The organism is Paenibacillus sp. CCS19, from assembly GCF_033239625.1.
Classification (GTDB): Bacteria; Bacillota; Bacilli; order Paenibacillales; family Paenibacillaceae; genus Paenibacillus_T.
In genome coordinates this window covers 1-296 of the sequence record NZ_BTCK01000123.1, presented here as the reverse complement: position 1 = coordinate 296, position 296 = coordinate 1, and the positions used below count along the sequence as shown (strand labels likewise).

Here is a 296-nt window from a genome sequence, read left to right as displayed (position 1 = left end):
AAGTAGGCTATGCAAGCGGCGATTCCGCTTCGGATGTGAAGCAGAATCTGACGCTCAGCACGGCAGGCCTAGACGGAACGAGCATCACTTGGAGCTCGGACAAATCGAGCATCGTCGCAGCCAACGGAACGGTAACCCGCCCAAGCTACACAGCGGGTGACGCACTCGTAACGCTGACAGCGACGATCAAGAAAGGTTCCGTCGAAGAGACGAAGACCTTCACATTGACGGTAACGAAGCTTGCACAAACCGATGCTGAAGCAGTAGCAGCGGCGAAAGCGGTAGTGGAAGTAGGC

1 protein-coding gene is annotated in these 296 nt (G+C 56.1%); it reads left to right on the top strand.

Annotation, left to right across the window (positions count from 1 at the left end; all coding sequences use genetic code 11):
* Positions 1–296 (top strand): immunoglobulin-like domain-containing protein (locus SBI19_RS29415; protein ID WP_317973082.1); only part of this gene is annotated, 296 nt, incomplete at both ends.